The sequence below is a fragment of the Enterobacter sp. Taxon_2 genome, from assembly GCF_058355295.1.
Map to the genome: position 1 here is coordinate 1,253,394 of NZ_CM178024.1, position 19,761 is coordinate 1,273,154.

Sequence of the window (19,761 nt, forward strand, 5' to 3'; positions counted from 1 at the left end):
AGTATATCACAGCGGGGAGAAGGGTTACCCGGCAAACCGGGTAACCGCAAAGGGACTACAGTACCATACGAACGATTTCGATATTGCCGAGCTCTTCGTACAGCGTCTCAACCTGCTCAATGTGTGTCGCAGTGATGGTGATAGAAACCGAGTGGTAGTTGCCCTTGCTGCTTGGTTTTACTGACGGAGAGTAGTCACCCGGCGCATGGCGCTGTACCACTTCAACCACCTGATCAACCAGCTCAGGTTTCGCCAGACCCATTACTTTGTAGGTAAATGGGGTAGGGAATTCAAGCAGTTCGTTAAGTTTGGTTTTCATGTCAGCTCCGGCGTAACGTCAAAAAATAATAACTCCCACGTCAGGTGGGAGTTATCAGGATACTTAGTATATGGGGATCAAAATCACACTTTCAAGTGTTCAATTTTTAACCAAACCAGTGGTGGAACATCAATTTAATGTAATCAATGATTTTGCCGAAGAAATTGCCTTCAGGAATTTCTTGCAGGACAACCAGCGGACGCTGATCGATCGTTTTTCCATCCAGCTGGAAGTTGATCGTGCCTACAACCTGGTTTTTCTGCAGTGGAGCGTGCAGCTCGGTGCTGTTCAGCACGTAGCTGGCTTTCAGATCCTTCATACGACCGCGCGGAATGGTCAGGTAGAGGTCTTTATCAACGCCGAGAGAAGCACGGTCGTTGTCACCGAACCAGACGGGTTCAGACGCAAACTCTTTGCCTGCTTTCAGTGGATTCACGGTTTCGAAGAAACGGAAGCCCCAGGTCAGCAGCTTCTTGCTTTCTGTTTCACGACCTTTAAAGGTGCGGCCGCCCATCACGGCAGAGATCAGACGCATCTGACCTTCAGTAGCAGAGGCCACCAGGTTGTAGCCCGCTTTGTCGGTGTGGCCAGTTTTAATGCCGTCAACGTTCAGGCTGTTATCCCACAGCAGGCCGTTACGGTTGGTCTGACGAATACCGTTGAAGGTGAACTCTTTTTCTTTGTAGATAGAGTATTCGTTAGGGACATCGCGGATCAGCGCCTGACCAATCAGGGCCATATCACGTGCGGAGCTGTACTGACCGTCTGCGTCCAGGCCGTGTACGGTCTGGAAGTGGCTGTTTTTCAGACCCAGCGCGGTAACGTAGCTGTTCATCAGACCCACGAAGGCATCCTGGCTACCGGCGGCGAAATCGGCCATCGCCACGCAGGCATCGTTACCCGACTGCAGGTTGATACCACGAATCAGCTGGGAAACAGGAACCTGCATACCCGGCTTCAGGAACATCAGAGAGGAACCTTTGAAGACAGGGTTCCCGGTTGCCCACGCATCGTTACCGATGGTGACCAGATCCGATTCTTTGAATTTACCTGCCTTCATCGCCTGGCCGATAACGTAGCTGGTCATCATTTTGGTCAGGCTGGCCGGATCACGGCGGGCATCGGCATTCTGTTCTGCCAGCACTTTGCCAGAGTTGTAATCGATCAGGATGTAGGATTCCGCATCGATTTGCGGAACGCCAGGGATCATGGTCTTGATATTCAGGTCATCGGCGTGAGCTGCGGAGAGCGCAGTCGCGCAAAGGGCCGTGGTCAGCGCCATGCGCTGCACAAAACGAGCAGAAAAAGTGGTCTTCATGGTCAGAACTACGACATCCGTGATGGAATTAAAAAAAGTGCCTTACTATAGCAAATGCTATTCAGGCAGGCATCCGACTTTAAGCATGAGTTTGTGAATGTGTTTTACACTAACTGACAATTCGGATACCGCCGGTTAATTATTTCGCAACAGCGATAAATGACTGAAGTTGAGCTTCATTCTGCAGACGCTGCTGCAGGGAGGCTGCCTGCGATTTGCTGGCAAACGGTCCCATCTGAATGCGCCAGACCGCGCCGTTCTGCTCAACGCGTCCTGGTACGCCAAACTGCTGGCTCAGACGCTGTTGATACTGTTTGGCCCGTGCCTGATCGCTCACTGCGCCTACCTGAACCACATAGCTTCCGCTGGCCGCTGCTGGAGCCGCCACCGCCGCACTTCGCGTGGCCGCTGGCGCCGTTACGGGAGCCGGCTGGGTCGCTGGCGCAGCGACGGGGGCAGGGGCTGGAGTGGGTTCACTGCCTTCCAGCACGCCCGCGGCTAAGGTCGTCGGTGCGCCAAGAAAGCCGCTACTCTTTACCGGCGCGCCGGTAGCATCCTCGCTTTGCAGCGTGTCATTGCTGATCGGGCGTATTTCTCCTCCCGGCTGAGCAGGCTCTGCCGGAGACGAGACGCTTCCCATTCCGCCGTCAAGATTTGGGCGGTCAGGAAGGGCATAGGTCTGTTTCGCCACCGTTGTACACGCGGTACCCGGTCCGGAGAGCGAACCATCCTGCGCGACGATAATCGGGTCAATACGGACTTTGGTGTTGTTGGAGGTGTTCAGGCGATCGGCAGACGCGCGCGAGAGGGAGATCACCCGGTCATTCCCGTACGGGCCGCGGTCGTTGATACGCACGACAATCATGCGGCCATTCGCCAGGTTGGTGATACGGGCGTAGCTCGGAATCGGCAGCGTTGGGTGTGCCGCCGTCAGTTGCATTGGGTCGAACGCCTCCCCGGAAGCCGTCAGGTTACTGCCTGGCTCGGCATCATAAATGGCGGCAAAGCCTGCCTGACTGAAACGGGAAGGATCCTGAACAATTTTATAGCTTTTGCCGTCGCGCTCGTAATCCTGATTGGCACTGGCATTCAGCGGTTCATAAACGGGATCGGCACCGCTGATTTCAACGATCGGGCCATTACACACCGCAGGCTGCGGCGGCGCGACGGTTGCCTGTTGCTGACCATCATCACTTGTGCAGGCCGCAAGTAAACTTGCCGCGATGCAGATCCCCAGCCACTGCTTACGCATTCCGATCCCCTTATTTTTATACGCTTTTTGACAACATTTTTCTGTGGGTATGGATCGACATCACGATACCAAACCCGGCCATCAACACGATCAGTGCTGAGCCTCCGTAACTCACCAGCGGCAGCGGTACGCCTACCACCGGCAGAATACCACTCACCATACCAATATTTACGAAGACATAAACGAATAAAATCAGCATCAACCCGCCAGCCATGACGCGACCAAACGTGGTTTGTGCACGCGCTGCAATCCACAATCCCCGCATGATCAGCAGGACATACAGCGCAAGAAGTATCAGAATGCCAACCAGCCCCAGCTCTTCCGCCAGTACAGCAAAGATAAAATCGGTGTGGCGTTCCGGTAAAAATTCCAGCTGCGACTGCGTACCGTGCAGCCAGCCTTTACCGCGCAGGCCCCCGGAGCCAATCGCAATCTTGGACTGAATAATATGATAGCCCGCGCCCAGCGGATCGGTTTCCGGATCGAGTAGCATCATGACGCGCTGGCGCTGGTAGTCATGCATCAGGAAGAACCAGAGGATAGGGATGAACGCCGCAATCAGCACCACCGCGATACCAATCAGGCGCCAGCTCAGTCCCGACAGGAACAGGACAAACAGGCCGGAGAGGGCAATAAGGATTGAGGTCCCCAGGTCAGGCTGTGCCGCAACCAGCAGCGTTGGCAGGAAAATCAGCACCAGCGCGATAGCGGTATTTTTCAGAGATGGCGGACAGACGTCGCGGTTGATAAAGCGTGCCACCATCAGTGGCACGGCGATTTTGGCAATCTCCGAAGGCTGGAAGCGGACAATCCCCAAATCCAGCCAGCGCTGCGCCCCTTTTGAAATGGCGCCAAACGCATCTACCGCAACCAGCAAAATAATACAGAAGATGTAGAGGTAGGGCGCCCAGCCTTCGTAGACGCGCGGCGGGATCTGCGCCATTACCACCATAATGATCAGACCCATGGCAATCTGGCCGATTTTGCGCTCCATCATGCCGATGTCCTGGCCGCTGGCGCTCCAGATAACCAGGGCGCTGTAAACCAGCAGGGCCAGCAGGATCAGCAGCATGGCTGGGTCGATGTGGATTTTGTCCCACAGCGATTTTTTATTTGGATTATCCGTCATGATTATTGGTCCTCCGCCGCAGCGGCGGCCGGGTTTTCAGCCGGCAGTTCGGTGTTGTTATCACCCAGCATAATGTGGTCAAGGATCTGGCGCATGATGGTCCCTACAGCTGGGCCGGCACCGCCGTTCTCCAGAATCATCGCCACCGCGACCTGCGGGTTATCATAAGGGGCAAACGCCGTCATCAGCTTATGGTCACGCAGACGTTCAGCAATGCGGTGCGCGTTATAGGTTTCGTTGGCTTTCAGACCGAACACCTGCGCAGTACCGGATTTCGCGGCCACTTTGTACGGCGTACCGGTGAAGTACTTATGCGCGGTACCGTTCGGGCGGTTTGCCACGCCGTACATACCGTCTTTCGCAATTTCCCAGAAGCCGGAATGAATGTCACCCACCGGGGCTTCGTGCGGCTGGTTCCACGGCACTTTTTTGCCGTCTTCAACCGTGCTCTGTAGCAGATGAGGCACTTTTACCACGCCGTCATTGATGAGGATCATCATGGCCTTGTTCATCTGAAGCGGTGTTGCCGTCCAGTAGCCCTGGCCGATACCCACCGGAATGGTGTCACCCTGATACCACGGTTTTTTAAAGCGCTTCAGCTTCCATTCACGCGTTGGCATGTTGCCAGAACGTTCTTCGGAAAGGTCAACGCCGGTGTAATGCCCGTAACCGAATTTGCTCATCCACTCTGACAGGCGGTCGATCCCCATGTCATACGCCACCTGATAGAAGAAGGTATCCGCAGATTCTTCCAGCGATTTGGTGACGTTCAGATGACCGTGGCCCCATTTTTTCCAGTCACGATAGCGTTTATCTGAACCAGGCAGTTGCCACCAGCCCGGGTCAAACAGGCTGGTATTACGGTTAATGACGCCGGCACTCAGCGCAGAAACCGCCACGTACGGCTTAACCGTTGATGCCGGCGGATAAACCCCTTGCGTTGCACGGTTCACCAGCGGCGTGTTCGGGTCATTCAGCAGACCGGAATAGTCCTTACTGGAAATGCCGTCAACGAACAGGTTCGGGTCATAGCTAGGCATGGAAACCATTGCCAGGATGCCGCCGGTACGAGGATCGGTGACCACAACGGCTGCACGGCTGCCCGCCAGCAGGGTTTCGATATACTGCTGCAGCTTAAGGTCGAGGGTCAGATAGACGTCATGCCCCGCCTGAGGCGGCACTTCTTTCAGCTGGCGGATCACTCGGCCGCGGTTGTTAACCTCAACTTCTTCATAGCCGGTTTGCCCGTGCAAAACGTCTTCGTAGTAACGTTCGATTCCCAGCTTACCGATATCGTGCGTTGCCGCGTAGTTTGCCAGCTTGCCGTCTTTATCAAGGCGGTCGACGTCTTTGTCGTTAATCTTGGAGACGTAGCCAATCACATGCGTCAGCGCGGAGCCGTAGGGGTAGTAGCGACGCTTATAACCCTTCACTTCCACGCCGGGGAAGCGGTACTGGTTTACCGCAAAGCGGGCCACCTGGACTTCCGTCAGGTTGGTTTTAACCGGAATGGAGGTGAAACGGTGAGAGCGGGAGCGCTCTTTTTTGAAGGCCGCGATATCGTCATCGTTAAGGTCGACAACGCTTTTCAGCGCTTCCAGCGTATCCTGAACATTATCGACTTTTTCCGGCATCATCTCGATTTGATAGATGGTGCGGTTTAACGCCAGCGGCGTGCCGTTACGATCGTAAATAATGCCACGGCTGGGGGCGATAGGTACCAGCTTGATACGGTTTTCGTTTGAGCGCGTCTGGTAGTCGGTAAAGCGGACAATTTGCAGATTATAAAGGTTGGCGATCAGCACGCCGGTAAGCAGCAAAATCCCGGTAAAGGCGACCAGCGCCCGGCGCACAAACAGCGCGGACTCAGCCGTATAGTCGCGAAAAGAATTCTGTAGTTTCATCCGCTGCTTAATCTACCCTGGTCAGTCATTACTCGCGGTGATAGGGGTGGTTGGTAGTAATGCTCCACGCGCGATACAGGCTCTCTGCCACCAGTACCCGAACGAGCGGGTGGGGAAGCGTCAGCGCGGAGAGGGACCAACTTTGTTCAGCCGCCGCTTTGCAGGCGGGGGATAACCCTTCTGGACCGCCAATCAACAGACTGACGTCACGGCCATCCTGCTTCCAGCGCTCCAGTTCGTGCGCCAGTTGCGGCGTATCCCAGGGTTTTCCTGGAATATCGAGGGTGACGATGCGGTTTTTGCCTGCGGCAGCCAGCATCAGTTCGCCCTCTTTATCGAGAATACGTTTGATATCCGCGTTCTTGCCGCGCTTACCGGCGGGAATTTCCACCAGTTCGAACGGCATGTCTTTTGGAAAACGACGCAGATATTCAGTAAAACCGGTTTGTACCCAGTCCGGCATTTTGGTGCCGACGGCGACCAGCTGCAACTTCACGCATTAACCCCAGAGTTTTTCCAGCTCATACAGGCGACGGCTCTCGTCCTGCATGACGTGGACAATCACATCGCCGAGGTCGACAACCACCCAGTCAGCCGTTGCTTCACCTTCAACACCCAGTGGCAACAGTCCTGCTGCACGCGATTCCTGAACCACGTGATCGGCAATCGAAACAACATGACGCGTAGATGTACCGGTGCAGATGATCATGCAGTCGGTAATACTGGATTTACCCTTAACGTCGATAGCGATGATGTCCTGACCTTTCAGGTCATCAATTTTGTCAATAACAAAATCCTGGAGTGCTTTACCCTGCAAGTTTTCCCCCTGGGGTGAATGAGATTGTAAAACGTTGAATTCGTAGCCAGACAGTATACCTGAACTCACGCCTGTGTCGGGACAAATGTCTCCGACCGGGCTTTTGAAGGCGGGTATCATCCCACCCTCTGCCTGAGATTGCATCGCCATTTTTGTAAAACAATTTCTGTAAAGCAATGATCGGCGGGAAAGTCTGGCAGCGGAGAATAACAGTATGGCTTAACCTGTCAAGGCAGGATAAACAATAAGCCGCTTTTTATGCCCTCCGGCTATTCATCTGCGCTTTTCTGATACAACCCGTGCGTATGGATATACGCCAGCACCGGGGCTGGCAGTAGATCGTCACAGGCTAAACCCTGCTGTAAACGCTCACGTATGAGGGTTGCAGAGATATCGAACCACGGCGTTTCCGCCAGATAGATCTTCCCGGCAGGCCGATTGTGAAGATCTTCAACATTATCGGTGAGATGATCTTCCAGCCACTGCTGGTACTGCGCTTCACGCATGGTCAGAGGATAGCCAGGGCGGCGGCAGACGAGGAGATGGCTGTTCTCCAGAATGGTTTCATACTGATGCCATGTGGGTAAATTCAGCAGGGAATCCTGGCCGATAATAAACGCCAGCGGCTGGTCTGGACCCTGTTCTGCGCGCCACTCCTGAAGCGTCTGTGACGTCCAGGAGGGCGTGTCGCGACGCAGCTCACGCTCATCAAGTTGGAAGAGCGGTTTATCTGCGATGGCAAGGGCGAGCATCGCTTTTCGCTGCTCGCTGGTCGCCTCGGGCTGTGGACGATGGGGCGGGACATTGTTGGGCATGATGGTGACGCGCTGAAGGCCGATCAGATTCGCCAGAATTTCAACCGGCTTCAGGTGCCCGTAATGTACCGGGTCGAAGGTGCCGCCATACAAGGCCTGTAAAGAATGCATACTATCCATCAATAAAAACGTCTGCCAGCGCCTTGTGGCAGAGCAGCAGAGAAAGGCTTTCCAGCTCCGCCCAGACTGACTGGCCGTAATCTTGTTTTAACGTGAGCTCAGCGCGCATCAGAAGCTGTACAGCCTGACGAAGCTGTTCATGACTCAGGCGGTTGACGGCCTCGGTGGTCAAAGCCCGGCGATTTTGCCACACGCGGTGTTTATCAAACAGCGAACGCAGCGGCGTATGGGCAGACTGACGCTTGAGCGTAATCAGCAGCAGTAATTCGCGCTGCAGGGTTCGCAGCAGAATAACGGGTTCGCTCCCTTCAAGACGCAGCTGTTGCAGAATATGCAGGGCGCGTTTGCTCTTCGCCGACAGTAGTGCATCCACCCAGTGGAACGGCGTAAAGTGCGCCGCGTCGTTAACGGCCTGCTCGACGCGCGGCAAGGTCAGCTTGCCGTCCGGCCAGAGCAGGGAGAGTCTGTCCAGCGCTTGCGCCAGGGCCAGCAGATTACCTTCATAGCAGTAGCAAAGCAGTTGATTCGCCGCGTCATCCAGCTGAAGGTTGTGCTGTTTCGCTCTCGCGGCGACCCATTTAGGCAGATGTGCCTGCTCAGGCGTCTGACAGGTGACCAGCACCGCGTGGGTCGCGAGTTGGGTAAACCAGGCCGCGTTTTCCTGCGCTTTGGTCAGCTTGTTGCCACGCACAATAAAGAGCAGATCGCTGTGTAAGAGGCTGACCAGCGTAGCGAGCTGCTCGTTCATGGCCGCGTTAGGGCCGTTCTCCGGCAGCAGGATCTGAATTGTCTGGCGCGAGGCGAAAAGGCTCATCGCCTGACAGAGCGAGAAGAGGGCGTTCCAGTCGGTGTTGTTATCCAGCTGGACGGTGTGATGTTCATCAAAGCCCTGCTCGGCGGCGGCATGCCGCACGGCATCCAGGCTTTCCTGAAGCAATAACGGATCGTTTCCAAGAAGCAGATACGCCGCGCGCAGCCCTTCATTGAGCTGCGCGCGGAGTTGTTCAGGATACAGCCTGATCATCATTTACCCAGAGAGTTAGCAGCAGGAAGCGTGCCATCAACCGGTTTATCAACAATGTCAGATCCTTGTTTGGTTGACGCTGCAATACTTGGCAGTTTACGGATCAGCTGTTCCGCCGCCTTGTCGTACATTTCGTTGATGATAATCTGCTGTTCGGCATCTTTTGCCAGCGCCGTCTGCGGGTTATCGAAGAACGAACGGTACACTTTCGTGCTGATCGGATAGATGTCTTTACCCGGTATCAGAACTGCCGCGTTGACCGTCAACACCATTTGATACTCTGCGGTACGGCCATCCTGGAAGATAGACGCTGTATCTCTCGACAGACCACTTCCTGTCACACGCAGAGATGGAATGTCCTGGCGCAGCGTCTGTTTCTCAACAAGCTCAACGCCGTTCAGACGCAACTGATTGCGAATTGCCCGGCTCAGTGGACCATTCGGATCTGATGAGTCGAACATCATCGTTTTCATCTCAGCGGGCACCGCCGTGGTATTGCGCAGGTGCCAGCCACAGCCAGCGGTGACAAGCACCGCCAGTGATAAGAGTATTGTTGCCAGTTGTCGCACGTTTCCTCCCGCGCTTAGCCAACGACCAGATTGAGCAGTTTACCCGGTACGTAGATCACTTTACGTACGGTAACGCCCTCAAGATATTTAGCGACCAGAGGTTCCTGGCCCGCGCGCTCGCGAACCTGTTCTTCGGTTGCATCGACCGCCACGGTAATTTTACCGCGGACTTTGCCGTTCACCTGGACCACGACCAGCGTCGTGTTTTCCACCATCGCGGCTTCGTCAGCCTGCGGCCACGGCGCGTTGTCGATATCGCCTTCGCCTTTCAGCTCCTGCCACAGGGTAAAGCTAACGTGCGGCGTGAACGGGTTCAGCATGCGAACAACGGCCAGCAGCGCTTCACGCATTAAAGCACGATCCTGCTCGCCGTCCTGCGAAGCCTTCGCCAGCTTGTTCATCAGTTCCATAATAGCCGCAATTGCGGTATTGAAGGTCTGACGACGACCAATATCATCGGTCACTTTTGCAATCGTTTTATGAACATCGCGACGCAGCGCCTGCTGATCTTCAGTCAGTGCGGCGGCATTCAGCGCCGGGGCATAGCCCAGTGCAGTGTGTTCGTAAACCAGTTTCCAGACGCGTTTCAGGAAGCGGTTTGCACCTTCCACGCCAGACTCCTGCCACTCCAGCGTCATGTCCGCCGGAGAAGCAAACATCATGAACAGACGCACGGTATCTGCACCGTAACGCTCAACCATCACCTGCGGGTCGATACCGTTGTTTTTCGACTTAGACATCTTGCTCATGCCGGTGTAGACCAGCTCATGACCTTCGGCGTCTTTGGCCTTCACGATACGGCCCTTCTCGTCGCGTTCAACGATCGCGTCAACCGGAGACACCCAGTTACGCTCGCCGTTTGCACCGACGTAATAGAAGGCATCCGCCAGCACCATGCCCTGGCACAGCAGCTGTTTTGCAGGTTCGTCAGAGTTCACCATGCCCGCATCGCGCATCAGCTTGTGGAAGAAGCGGAAGTAGAGCAGGTGCATGATGGCGTGTTCGATACCACCGATGTAGATATCTACCGGCAGCCAGTAGTTTGCCGCTTTGGAATCCAGCATACCTTCCTGATACTGCGGGCAGGTGTAGCGCGCATAGTACCAGGATGACTCCATAAAGGTGTCAAAGGTGTCGGTTTCACGCAGCGCAGGCTGGCCGTTGACGGTGGTTTTTGCCCACTCAGGATCGGCTTTGATCGGGCTGGTGATGCCGTCCATGACGACGTCTTCCGGCAGGATCACCGGCAGCTGATCTTCTGGCGTTGGCATCACGGTGCCATCTTCCAGCGTCACCATCGGGATTGGCGCACCCCAGTAACGCTGACGGGAAACGCCCCAGTCGCGCAGACGGAAGTTAACTTTACGCTCACCCACGCCAAGGGAGGCCAGCTTATCGGCGATGGCGTTGAAGCCTTCTTCGAAGCTCAGACCACTGAATTCACCGGAGTTGAACAGGGTGCCTTTTTCAGTCAGCGCGTTTTCGGACAGGTCTGGTTCAGAACCATCGGCGGTCAGAATAACGGCTTTAATCGGCAGGTTGTATTTGGTGGCAAACTCGTAGTCGCGCTGATCGTGGCCCGGAACAGCCATTACCGCGCCTGTACCGTACTCCATCAGCACGAAGTTCGCTGCCCAGACCGGGATCGCTTCGCCAGTCAGTGGATGCTTAGCATAGAAGCCTGTCGCAACGCCTTTTTTCTCCATCGTTGCCATGTCGGCTTCGGCCACTTTGGTGTTGCGGCACTCATCGATGAAGGTAGCCAGTTCCGGATTGTTTTCTGCCGCTTTCTGCGCCAGCGGGTGACCTGCGGCCACGGCCAGGTAGGTCGCGCCCATGAAGGTGTCCGGACGGGTGGTGTAGACAGTCAGAGTCTGGTCGTAGTTCTCAACGTTGAAGGTAATCTCCACGCCTTCAGAACGGCCGATCCAGTTGCGCTGCATGGTCTTAACGGTATCTGGCCAGTGGTCGAGGTTATCCAGATCGTTCAGCAGCTCATCAGCGTAAGCGGTGATTTTGATAAACCACTGTGGGATCTCTTTACGCTCAACTTTGGTGTCACAGCGCCAGCAGCAGCCATCGATAACCTGTTCGTTCGCGAGAACGGTCTGGTCATTCGGACACCAGTTAACGGCAGAGGTCTTCTTATACACCAGGCCTTTTTTGTACAGCTCGGTGAAGAACTTCTGCTCCCAGCGGTAGTATTCCGGGGTACAGGTTGCCAGCTCGCGGCTCCAGTCATAGCCAAAGCCCAGCATTTTGAGCTGGTTTTTCATGTACGCGATATTGTCGTATGTCCACGGGGCCGGTGCGGTGTTGTTTTTGACCGCCGCGCCTTCCGCAGGCAGACCGAACGCATCCCAGCCGATAGGCTGCAGAACGTTTTTGCCCAGCATGCGCTGGTAACGTGCGATCACATCGCCAATGGTGTAGTTACGCACATGGCCCATGTGTAGTCGACCAGAAGGATAGGGAAGCATCGACAGGCAGTAATACTTCTCTTTGCTCTCGTCTTCGGTTACTTCAAAGGTGCGCTTCTCGTCCCAGTGTTGCTGGACTTTTGATTCTATCTCTTCCGGGCGGTATTGCTCTTGCATGGCAGCCAGTGGTCCTGTTTTCAATACAGCTACAAATGTAGCCAATGGATGTGGTCATTCAGATCCGCATAGCATAGCCCAAACGCCCGCGTCAAAACAGCCTTTCGCACAAATGCGCTTTGCAGGAATTTACCGGGTCTGTGCTTCACCTGACAAAGCGGCGATGAAATAAGGTCTATTATTAGAAATAGTTACTTACCCGGGAGGCAAAATGATGAACAAGGTTGCTCAATTTTACCGCGAACTGGTGGCGACACTGACGGAACGACTGCGTAACGGCGAGCGCGATATCGATGCGCTGGTGGAGCAGGCGCGTGCCCGCGTGTCGCAAACGGGTGAGTTAACGCGAACCGAAGTGGAAGAGGTAACGCGCGCCGTGCGTCGCGATCTGGAAGAGTTCGCGCGCAGCTACCAGGAGAGCCAGGAGGAGGTCACGGACAGCGTTTTCATGCGGGTGATTAAAGAGAGCCTGTGGCAGGAGCTGGCCGATATTACGGATAAAACGCAGCTGGAGTGGCGCGAGGTCTTTCAGGATTTGAACCACCATGGTGTGTACCACAGCGGCGAGGTGGTCGGGCTGGGAAATCTGGTGTGCGAGAATTGCCACCACCATATTGCGGTGTATACGCCGGAGGTTCTGTCGCTGTGCCCAAAATGCGGCCACGATCAGTTCCAGCGTCGTCCGTTTGAGCCCTAGGTAAAAGCGCAGGTTTGCGCCCTCTCCCTGTGGGAGAGGGCCGGGGTGAGGGCATCAGGCCGCACAAGGTAAAAGCAAAACGGCAACCATGTTGCCGTTTTTAGTGTGTGCTCCCTCTCCCCGTGGGAGAGGGCCGGGGTGAGGGCATCAGGCCGCACTATAGTAAGCCAGTCTCTCCGCCAGTAAATCTACAAACGCCTCCCGGTCGATGTCCACCATCACGGTAGTATTCGGCGTATTCCCCGTCAGCGAGTAATAATCCACCACCGTCATTCCCTGGGTGTATTTTCCCTGCGTTTCCACGCCAACCCAGCGGTCAACCGTGGTGAATATCTCAGGCTTTAACAGCCAGGCAATGGTGCACGGGTCGTGCAGGGGCGCGCCGTGGAATCCCCATTTCTCGGCTTTGTGATACTCCATAAAGAAGTCGAGCAGCTCGGCCACGGTTGTCGCGACCGGATTACCAACGGCACGGAAGCGCTCAATATCGTCCGCCATAATCTGCGCGCGATGGGTAACGTCCAGTCCCGCCATTGCAATCGGTAAGCCGGACTGGAAGACAATCTCAGCTGCTTCCGGGTCGACAAAAATGTTGAACTCCGCCGCAGGGGTCCAGTTACCCAGCCCCATGGCCCCGCCCATGATGACGATACGGGCTATTTTGCTGTGCAGTTCAGGGTGGCTGTTCAGCAGCAGCGCGACGTTGGTTTGCGGCCCGGTAGCCACCAGCGTCACGGGTTCCACGCTCTCGCGCAGCACCTTCGCCATCAGCTCCACGGCGGTGCAGTTTTGCGGCGTGAAGCCCGGTTCAGGCAGCGCCGGACCGTCCAGCCCGCTTTCACCATGCACGTTATCCGCGATAATTAATTCACGCATCAGGGGCTTGAGGGCTCCACCAGCGACGGGAATATCGGTGCGCTTGAGCAACGTCAGCATACGTAAAACGTTACGCAGGGTTTTATCCGGCGTCTGGTTTCCGGCAGAAGAGGTGACGGCTTTGACGTCGAGTTCAGGGGAGGCAAGTGCAAGGACGAGCGCGATCGCGTCATCATGACCCGGATCGCAATCGAGAATAATAGGCTGTGCCATAGCGTTCTCCATACGTAGCGTTATTATGTGACAAGGTTAACGCTGCAATGTGACGCCGACGAGAGGAAGTGAGTGAAAGCGTGAAGCAGTGCGCAATCCGCAGATTGCGCACCGGGAAGATTAGTGCAGGATTTTCGCGAGGAAATCTTTCGCACGCTCGGATTTCGGGTTAGCGAAGAACTCTTCTTTCGGCGAGTCTTCGACAATTTTCCCTTCGTCCATAAAGATCACGCGGTTTGCCACTTTACGGGCAAAGCCCATTTCGTGGGTCACCACCATCATCGTCATTCCTTCGTGCGCCAACTCGACCATCACGTCCAGCACTTCGTTGATCATCTCTGGATCGAGCGCCGACGTGGGCTCATCAAACAGCATGGCCACCGGATCCATGCACAGCGCGCGGGCGATCGCCACACGCTGCTGTTGGCCACCAGAAAGCTGCGCCGGGAACTTATCGGCATGCGCAGAAAGCCCAACGCGTTCCAGGAGCTTCAGACCTTTCTCGCGCGACGCTTTTTTATCACGCTTAAGCACTTTTACCTGCGCCAGCGTCAGGTTCTCAATAATAGAGAGGTGAGGGAACAGCTCAAAATGCTGGAACACCATGCCAACGTGAGAGCGAAGCTGGGCGAGGTTGGTTTTCTTGTCGTTGACTTTAGTACCGTTGACGACGATCTCACCCTGCTGCACTGGCTCCAGCCCGTTGACGGTTTTGATCAGCGTCGATTTACCGGAACCTGACGGCCCGCACACTACCACCACGTCGCCTTTTTTCACTTCGGTGGAGCAGTCGGTCAGCACCTGAAAGTGCCCATACCATTTAGAAACATTTTTCAGGGAAATCATTATACCGTCCTTTTCTTCAGCCAGCTGACCAACAGCGACGCGCTTAAACTAATCACAAAATAGACCGCACCCGCAAAGAGCACCATCTCAACCTGCGTACCATCACGCTCACCGATGGTTGACGCGGTACGGAAGAAGTCTGCCAGGCTCAGCACGTAGACCAGAGAGGTATCCTGGAACAGCACGATACCCTGGGTCAGCAGGAGCGGAACCATGGCGCGAAACGCCTGCGGCAGAATAATGAGCTGCATGGACTGCCAGTGCGTCATCCCCAGCGCCAGCGCGGCGCTGGACTGTCCGCGAGAGATACTCTGAATGCCCGCTCGGATAATCTCTGAGTAGTAAGCGGCCTCAAACATCGAGAACGCTACCATCGCCGAGATCAGACGGATATCGGTTTTCGGCGACAGCCCCAGCACGTTCTGCAGGAAGCCGGGCACGATCAGGTAAAACCACAGCAGCACCATCACCAGCGGGATGGAGCGGAACACGTTAACGTAGGCGGTCGCGAACCAGGCGAGCGGCTTGAAGCTCGACAGGCGCATAACGGCCAGCAGGGTGCCCCAGACGATACCGACGATGATGGCAATAACGGTGATTTTTAAGGTAATCATCAGGCCATCAAGCAGGTAAGGCATGGATGGAACGATAGAACTCCAGTCAAATTCGTACATTATTTGCCCCCCATGTTGCCCGGCAGGCGAATTTTGCGTTCAACCAGGTTCATCACCAGCATGATGAAAGCGTTTATCAGAACATAGGCGAGCGTGATCGCGGTGAAGGATTCCCACGCGTGAGCGGAGTAATCCAGCAGCTTGCCCGCCTGCGCAGCCATATCGACCAGGCCAATGGTCGAGGCGATGGCCGAGTTTTTCACCAGGTTCATCATCTCGGAGGTCATCGGCGGAACGATGACGCGGTAGGCGTTAGGCAGCAGCACGTAGCGGTAGGTCTGTGGCAGGGTTAATCCCATCGCCAGACCCGCATTTTTTTGTCCACGGGGCAATGACTGAATGGCGGCACGCACCTGCTCGCAAACGCGCGCAGCGGTAAACAGCCCCAGACACATCATGGAGGAGACAAAGAACTGTACGTTCGGATCCAGTTCCGACTTGAACCACATGCCAATATTTTCCGGCAGCAGTTCCGGGATAACCAGATACCAGGTAAAGAATTGCACGATCAGCGGAACGTTACGGAACAGTTCCACATACAGGGTGCCGAGTGTTGAAAGAAAACGGTTAGGGACGGTGCGCAGAATACCGAACAAAGAACCGACAAGAAACGCGATGATCCACGCCGTTATCGATAATGCCACGGTGACCTGAAAGCCGCTCCACAGCCAGCCAAGATAGGTGATGTTGCCGAACGGGGCTTGTTGCAGGAATATGCCCCAGTTCCAGTCGATTGACATAATAAACTCCAGAAAAAAAAGGGTAGCAGCGCTACCCTCGAAGATTGGTGAGAAGCTCATTTTTCGCGCTGAGTGGGGAACGACCACTCAACGTATAGTCTGTCCATGCTTCCCGACAATCGAGAGGGCAGGAGATCCCGCCCCTGTTGTTCTAATTAGTTAAGAGCCTTGTCATTTGGAGATTTGAACAGCGCTTTCATGTCGTCAGACAGTTCAAAATTCATGTTGAGATTTTTTGGTGGAATCGGGTTCTTGAACCACTTGTCGAACCATTTTTCCGCTTCGCCGGAGGTCTGCACCTGAGCGATGGTGTCATCGATCAGCTTTTTGAACTGCGGGTCGTCTTTACGCAGCATACAGCCGTAGGCTTCTTTCGACTGCGCGGTGCCGACGATATCCCAGTTGTCAGGTTTCTTCGCTTTCGCACGCTCGCCCGCCAGCAGGGCATCATCCATCATAAACGCGACGGCACGACCGCTTTCCAGGGTACGGAAGGAGTCGCCATGGTCTTTCGCGCTGATGATGCGCATATCCATTTTTTTCTCGTCGTTCAGCTTGTGCAGCAGCACTTCTGAGGTGGTACCGGAGGTGACAACAACCGCTTTGCCTTTCAGATCAGCGAAGTCTTTAATGTCGCCGCCTTTCTTCGTCAGCAGACGGGTGCCCACGACAAAGATGGTGTCCGAGAAGGCAGCCTGTTTCTGACGCTCAAGGTTGTTGGTGGTGGAGCCACACTCGAAGTCAAAGGTGCCGTTTTGCAACAGTGGAATACGGTTTTGTGAAGTGATAGGGATCAGCTTCACCTGCAGGTCAGGTTTGTTCAGCTTTTTCTTCACGGCTTCAACGATAGCGTTGGAGTAATCCTGTGAATAGCCCACGACTTTTTGCGTGTTGTCGTAGTAAGAGAACGGGACAGAAGATTCACGGTGGCCGACCACGATGACGCCGTTTTTGGCAATCTTGTCGAGAGTGCTGCCTGCTGCAGGCGCATCTTCAGCGTGAACCACGCCAGCAGACATTCCCATAACCAGCATTGCTGTGGCCAGTTTACGTAATTGCATACCCAACTCCTTTTTTATCAGCGCCAGCGACGCATTGATACCCATTGTGATGTTGTTATATCTCGCGCAATGCGAGTGCAGTGTTATGCAAGCTTGTTAACATTTAGTCTGGCTTAATGTAAAGATTTTGCTGCGTTATTGTTTATTTTTGCGAAGCGCGCCGCACCATTCAGAGGCAAATATCTCCCGTTGCACCGTTTCGGTGCTACCGATGATCTACGCTGGTGCGACAAAGTTGCACATCAAGCCAAACTGCGTTTACCTGAATAAACAAAGCAATAGGCGTGCCAGAATGGGAGTTTGGGAGGATTTGCCGGGTAAGCGTCAGCGCCACCCGGCAACAGAAGGGAAGGTTATTTACGACGCTGACGCAGGCTCATCAGCACCGCGCCAAAGCCGAACAGCACGGTCAGTATCCACAGCGACCAGTTGCCTGTACGGGCGTATGGCGTCAGTCCCGTGGTCGGCGTGACGTTAGCGGTCAGTACCTCACGGGTAAACTGCGGGATCATCGCCTGAATTTCACCCTGAGGACCAATCACGGCGGTGATGCCGTTGTTGGTGCTGCGCAGCAGCGGACGCGCCAGCTCCAGGGAGCGCATACGTGCCATCTGGAAGTGCTGCCACGGGCCAATTGACTTACCAAACCAGGCATCGTTGGAGATGGTCAGCAGATAGTCAGTATCCGGGCGGAAGTTATCGCGCACCTGCTCGCCGAGAATGATTTCGTAGCAGATAGCCGGCGTCAGGGCAGCGCCGTGCGCGTGCAGCTGAGGCTGAACGTACGGTCCGCGGCTGAAGGAGGACATCGGCAAATCAAAGAACGGGGCCAGCGGGCGCAGAATCGATTCCAGCGGCACAAATTCACCAAATGGCACCAGGTGGTTCTTGTTGTATCGGTCAGTGGAGTGGTAGCTGTATTCGCTGTCTTTGCCGAGCGTAATGATGGTGTTGTAGGTGTCGTAGCGGTTCTGCTGATTCAGACGCGCATCGACAATCCCGGTGATCAGCGTGCTGCCGCGGGCCAGCAGCAGGTCGTTCATCATGTTGAGGAACGGCTGCTGGTTAATTTCCAGATCGGGGATCGCAGACTCCGGCCAGATAATCAGCTGCGATTTACCCATCACCTCTTCGGTGGCGTTGGCGTAGATCTTCAGCGTATTCAGCAGCTCTTTTTCGTCCCACTTCATGGACTGCGGGATATTCCCCTGCACCATGGAAACCCGCATGGCGCGATCGGGCTCAGGCGTGAACCACTGGATATAGCGCAGCGGGAAGGGCAGGGCGAACAGCACCAGCGCCACAGCCAGCGGTTTCCAGCCGCGCGTGACCAGCGCTAATACCAGCAGGCCGCTCACGACCATCAGCAGGAAGTTGATAGCTTCAACACCCATTACCGGTGCCAGGCCTTTCAGCGGGCCGTCAATCTGGCTGTAGCCGAACTGCAGCCACGGGAAGCCGGTCAGCACCCAACCGCGCAGGAACTCGGTTACCTGCCAGACCACCGGCGCGGCAATGGCGACGCGCAGCCAGTTGGTTTTGGGCCACAGGCGAGAAAGGATGCCGGCGAACAGACCGGTATAGAGCGAGAGATAGGCGGCGAGCAGTACCACCAGGAAGACGTTTACCGGGCCAGGCATACCGCCAAACTGGGCGATGCTGACATAAACCCAGTTGATGCCTGAGCCAAACAGCCCCAGCCCCCAGAAGTAGCCGATAGCGGCAGCCTGTACCGGACGACGGTTCAGGGTCAGACCCTGAAGCCCCATCAGGGAGAGAATGGCCGCGGGCCAGATATCGTAAGGAGAAAAAGCCAGCGTACCGCTGGCTCCGAGTAACAGCGCCAGCAGCAAACGGACGCGCTGGCGTTCAAGCAATGGGGCAAATGCCATTTACATTAATCTTCCAGTTTTGGCACCGGTGAGTCGTCCGGCGTTCTGACGTGAACCTGTATAATACGTCGGCTGTCGGCCATGGCTACTTTGAACTGGTAACCGTCGATGTCAACGGTCTCTCCACGCGCCGGGAGGTGGCCAAAGGCCTGCATCACCAGCCCGCCAATGGTATCGACCTCTTCATCGCTGAAGTGGGTTCCGAAGGCGTCGTTGAAGTCTTCGATGGAGGCCAGCGCGCGCACGGTCCAGGTGTGGCGGCTAAGCTGACGGAAGTCGATATCTTCTTCTTCGTCGTACTCGTCTTCGATTTCGCCCACGATCAGCTCAAGGATATCCTCGATCGTGACCAGACCGGAAACGCCACCAAATTCATCAATAACAATCGCCATGTGGTAACGCTGAGAGCGAAACTCTTTCAGCATCCGATCCACACGTTTACTTTCCGGCACAACCACGGCCTGGCGTAACACTTTTTCCATGCTGAAGGCTTCGGCATCGCTGCGCATAAACGGCAGCAGATCTTTCGCCATCAAAATCCCTTCGATGTGATCTTTGTCTTCGCTGATGACCGGGAAACGCGAGTGGGCGGATTCGATGATCACATCGAGGCACTCGTCCAGCGTCTGGTTACGTTTCAGGGTGATCATCTGCGAGCGGGGGATCATGATATCGCGAACGCGCTGGTCGGCGATGTCCATAACCCCTTCGAGCATTTCGCGCGTATCTTCGTCGATAAGGTCGTTCTGCCCGGAATCACGAATCAGCTCCAGCAGTTCATCACGGTTTTTCGGTTCGCCGTGGAAAAGCTGGTTCAGAATGAGGGAGAAAAATCCCTTTTTACTGGTTGTCGTGTCGCTACTGTGTGAATTGTCGTCGCTCATGGCGTTTGTTAAGG

General features: G+C 55.2%; 19 protein-coding genes. 1 reads left to right on the forward strand and 18 read right to left on the reverse strand.

From position 1 onward, the window contains the following. Positions 1-55 precede the first annotated feature (55 nt). The 11 genes from ybeD to leuS form a co-directional block, all read right to left on the reverse strand. Positions 56-319 (reverse strand): DUF493 family protein YbeD, encoded by a 264-nt coding sequence (gene ybeD / locus AC4IC4_RS05830; RefSeq protein WP_003858718.1) that lies wholly within the window; start codon positions 317-319, stop codon positions 56-58. 106 nt (positions 320-425) lie between these two features. Beyond that, a complete protein-coding gene (gene dacA / locus AC4IC4_RS05835) occupies positions 426-1,637 on the reverse strand; it encodes a D-alanyl-D-alanine carboxypeptidase DacA (protein WP_028019477.1) in 1,212 nt (403 codons plus the stop codon). Between the two features lie 139 nt (positions 1,638-1,776). Continuing rightward, positions 1,777-2,889 (reverse strand): endolytic peptidoglycan transglycosylase RlpA, encoded by a 1,113-nt coding sequence (gene rlpA, locus AC4IC4_RS05840; RefSeq protein ID WP_491472343.1) that lies wholly within the window; start codon positions 2,887-2,889, stop codon positions 1,777-1,779. A 16-nt stretch (positions 2,890-2,905) separates the two neighbouring features. Then, positions 2,906-4,018 (reverse strand): peptidoglycan glycosyltransferase MrdB, encoded by a 1,113-nt coding sequence (gene mrdB / locus AC4IC4_RS05845; protein ID WP_008501037.1) that lies wholly within the window; start codon positions 4,016-4,018, stop codon positions 2,906-2,908. Positions 4,019-4,020: 2 nt separating this feature from the next. Continuing rightward, complete coding sequence (gene mrdA, locus AC4IC4_RS05850; protein ID WP_032649564.1) at positions 4,021-5,922, reverse strand: peptidoglycan DD-transpeptidase MrdA; 1,902 nt, start codon at positions 5,920-5,922, stop codon at positions 4,021-4,023. A gap of 28 nt (positions 5,923-5,950) precedes the next feature. Beyond that, the gene (rlmH, locus tag AC4IC4_RS05855; RefSeq protein ID WP_003858701.1) at positions 5,951-6,418 is read right to left on the reverse strand and encodes a 23S rRNA (pseudouridine(1915)-N(3))-methyltransferase RlmH; all 468 of its coding nucleotides are present in this window, start codon (positions 6,416-6,418) and stop codon (positions 5,951-5,953) included. A gap of 3 nt (positions 6,419-6,421) precedes the next feature. Then, positions 6,422-6,739: a ribosome silencing factor gene (gene rsfS / locus AC4IC4_RS05860; RefSeq protein ID WP_023334893.1), complete on the reverse strand. Its 318-nt coding sequence runs from the start codon at positions 6,737-6,739 to the stop codon at positions 6,422-6,424. Positions 6,740-7,008: 269 nt separating this feature from the next. Beyond that, the gene (gene nadD, locus AC4IC4_RS05865) at positions 7,009-7,674 is read right to left on the reverse strand and encodes a nicotinate-nucleotide adenylyltransferase (protein ID WP_032649561.1); all 666 of its coding nucleotides are present in this window, start codon (positions 7,672-7,674) and stop codon (positions 7,009-7,011) included. Then, positions 7,667-8,698, reverse strand: coding sequence for a DNA polymerase III subunit delta (gene holA, locus AC4IC4_RS05870; protein WP_491472798.1), 1,032 nt, complete (start codon positions 8,696-8,698; stop codon positions 7,667-7,669). The genes nadD and holA overlap by 8 nt, the downstream gene beginning before the upstream one ends. Next, positions 8,698-9,267, reverse strand: a complete 570-nt coding sequence (lptE, locus tag AC4IC4_RS05875; RefSeq protein ID WP_491472344.1) for an LPS assembly lipoprotein LptE — start codon at positions 9,265-9,267, stop codon at positions 8,698-8,700. The genes holA and lptE overlap by 1 nt, the downstream gene beginning before the upstream one ends. 14 nt (positions 9,268-9,281) lie before the next feature. Further along, a complete protein-coding gene (gene leuS, locus AC4IC4_RS05880) occupies positions 9,282-11,864 on the reverse strand; it encodes a leucine--tRNA ligase (RefSeq protein ID WP_491472345.1) in 2,583 nt (860 codons plus the stop codon). A gap of 214 nt (positions 11,865-12,078) precedes the next feature. Between leuS and AC4IC4_RS05885 the strand changes: the two genes are divergently transcribed. After that, positions 12,079-12,561, forward strand: a complete 483-nt coding sequence (locus tag AC4IC4_RS05885) for a zinc ribbon-containing protein (RefSeq protein WP_023617134.1) — start codon at positions 12,079-12,081, stop codon at positions 12,559-12,561. Positions 12,562-12,708: 147 nt separating this feature from the next. Here AC4IC4_RS05885 and rihA read toward each other — a convergent pair whose 3' ends face one another. The 7 genes from rihA to corC form a co-directional block, all read right to left on the reverse strand. Next, complete coding sequence (gene rihA, locus AC4IC4_RS05890; protein WP_491472346.1) at positions 12,709-13,650, reverse strand: pyrimidine-specific ribonucleoside hydrolase RihA; 942 nt, start codon at positions 13,648-13,650, stop codon at positions 12,709-12,711. 120 nt (positions 13,651-13,770) lie between these two features. Then, on the reverse strand, positions 13,771-14,496 hold the full coding sequence (locus AC4IC4_RS05895; protein WP_014883001.1) for an amino acid ABC transporter ATP-binding protein: 726 nt from the start codon (positions 14,494-14,496) through the stop codon (positions 13,771-13,773). Beyond that, positions 14,496-15,170 carry a glutamate/aspartate ABC transporter permease GltK gene (gene gltK / locus AC4IC4_RS05900; RefSeq protein WP_032649550.1) on the reverse strand — a complete coding sequence of 225 codons (675 nt, stop codon included), beginning with the start codon at positions 15,168-15,170 and terminating at the stop codon, positions 14,496-14,498. The genes AC4IC4_RS05895 and gltK overlap by 1 nt, the downstream gene beginning before the upstream one ends. Continuing rightward, positions 15,170-15,910 carry an amino acid ABC transporter permease gene (locus AC4IC4_RS05905; protein ID WP_491472347.1) on the reverse strand — a complete coding sequence of 247 codons (741 nt, stop codon included), beginning with the start codon at positions 15,908-15,910 and terminating at the stop codon, positions 15,170-15,172. The genes gltK and AC4IC4_RS05905 overlap by 1 nt, the downstream gene beginning before the upstream one ends. 155 nt (positions 15,911-16,065) lie before the next feature. Beyond that, on the reverse strand, positions 16,066-16,971 hold the full coding sequence (locus AC4IC4_RS05910; RefSeq protein ID WP_014883004.1) for an amino acid ABC transporter substrate-binding protein: 906 nt from the start codon (positions 16,969-16,971) through the stop codon (positions 16,066-16,068). A gap of 353 nt (positions 16,972-17,324) precedes the next feature. Next, a complete protein-coding gene (gene lnt / locus AC4IC4_RS05915) occupies positions 17,325-18,863 on the reverse strand; it encodes an apolipoprotein N-acyltransferase (RefSeq protein ID WP_048992563.1) in 1,539 nt (512 codons plus the stop codon). Positions 18,864-18,868: 5 nt separating this feature from the next. Further along, positions 18,869-19,747, reverse strand: coding sequence for a CNNM family magnesium/cobalt transport protein CorC (gene corC / locus AC4IC4_RS05920; protein ID WP_021242574.1), 879 nt, complete (start codon positions 19,745-19,747; stop codon positions 18,869-18,871). Positions 19,748-19,761 lie beyond the last annotated feature (14 nt).

What these genes read in the sequence shown, in the direction of transcription:
- nadD (WP_032649561.1), bottom strand. Translation starts at nt 7,674, where the DNA reads ATGGATAGTATGCATTCTTTACAGGCCTTGTATGGCGGCACCTTCGAC.
- mrdB (WP_008501037.1), bottom strand. Translation starts at nt 4,018, where the DNA reads ATGACGGATAATCCAAATAAAAAATCGCTGTGGGACAAAATCCACATC.
- holA (WP_491472798.1), bottom strand. Translation starts at nt 8,698, where the DNA reads ATGATCAGGCTGTATCCTGAACAACTCCGCGCGCAGCTCAATGAAGGG.
- mrdA (WP_032649564.1), bottom strand. Translation starts at nt 5,922, where the DNA reads ATGAAACTACAGAATTCTTTTCGCGACTATACGGCTGAGTCCGCGCTG.
- AC4IC4_RS05910 (WP_014883004.1), bottom strand. Translation starts at nt 16,971, where the DNA reads ATGCAATTACGTAAACTGGCCACAGCAATGCTGGTTATGGGAATGTCT.
- rlpA (WP_491472343.1), bottom strand. Translation starts at nt 2,889, where the DNA reads ATGCGTAAGCAGTGGCTGGGGATCTGCATCGCGGCAAGTTTACTTGCG.
- lnt (WP_048992563.1), bottom strand. Translation starts at nt 18,863, where the DNA reads ATGGCATTTGCCCCATTGCTTGAACGCCAGCGCGTCCGTTTGCTGCTG.
- gltK (WP_032649550.1), bottom strand. Translation starts at nt 15,170, where the DNA reads ATGTACGAATTTGACTGGAGTTCTATCGTTCCATCCATGCCTTACCTG.
- leuS (WP_491472345.1), bottom strand. Translation starts at nt 11,864, where the DNA reads ATGCAAGAGCAATACCGCCCGGAAGAGATAGAATCAAAAGTCCAGCAA.
- AC4IC4_RS05885 (WP_023617134.1), top strand. Translation starts at nt 12,079, where the DNA reads ATGAACAAGGTTGCTCAATTTTACCGCGAACTGGTGGCGACACTGACG.
- corC (WP_021242574.1), bottom strand. Translation starts at nt 19,747, where the DNA reads ATGAGCGACGACAATTCACACAGTAGCGACACGACAACCAGTAAAAAG.
- AC4IC4_RS05905 (WP_491472347.1), bottom strand. Translation starts at nt 15,910, where the DNA reads ATGTCAATCGACTGGAACTGGGGCATATTCCTGCAACAAGCCCCGTTC.
- dacA (WP_028019477.1), bottom strand. Translation starts at nt 1,637, where the DNA reads ATGAAGACCACTTTTTCTGCTCGTTTTGTGCAGCGCATGGCGCTGACC.
- ybeD (WP_003858718.1), bottom strand. Translation starts at nt 319, where the DNA reads ATGAAAACCAAACTTAACGAACTGCTTGAATTCCCTACCCCATTTACC.
- AC4IC4_RS05895 (WP_014883001.1), bottom strand. Translation starts at nt 14,496, where the DNA reads ATGATTTCCCTGAAAAATGTTTCTAAATGGTATGGGCACTTTCAGGTG.
- rihA (WP_491472346.1), bottom strand. Translation starts at nt 13,650, where the DNA reads ATGGCACAGCCTATTATTCTCGATTGCGATCCGGGTCATGATGACGCG.